This window comes from Stenotrophomonas maltophilia group sp. RNC7, assembly GCF_030910085.1.
Lineage (GTDB): Bacteria > Pseudomonadota > Gammaproteobacteria > Xanthomonadales > Xanthomonadaceae > Stenotrophomonas > Stenotrophomonas sepilia.
Genome location: NZ_JAVFVN010000324.1, coordinates 1 through 303 on the forward strand (window position 1 = coordinate 1; position 303 = coordinate 303).

Here is a 303-nt window from a genome sequence, read left to right on the forward strand (position 1 = left end):
GGTTTGCCGGGGTCGGCTGCCCAACCGGGCGCCCCCCCCGGGGCGGGGCCCCCCCGGGGGGCCGCCCCCGGCCGGGGTCCCACCCCCGCCCCCCGGTTAAAATTGGGGGGTGGAAACACCCCCTCCCCTTTTACCCCCAAACAAACAAACCAAACTACAAACAACAAAAAAAAAAATAAACCCACAAAAAAAAAAAAAAAAAAAAAAAAAAAAAAAAACAACAAAAAAAAAAAAATTAAAAAAACAAAAAAAAAAAACAAAAAAAAAACAAAAAAAAAAAAAAACAAAAAACAAACCACAACC

Annotated in this window: 1 protein-coding gene; it reads left to right on the plus strand. The window is 44.2% G+C overall.

Annotated features, from left to right (window positions below; translation table 11 throughout):
* Positions 1-109: 109 nt before the first annotated feature.
* On the plus strand, positions 110-303 hold a 194-nt coding region (locus RCF13_RS26265; RefSeq protein WP_308140931.1), incomplete at its 3' end, for a hypothetical protein.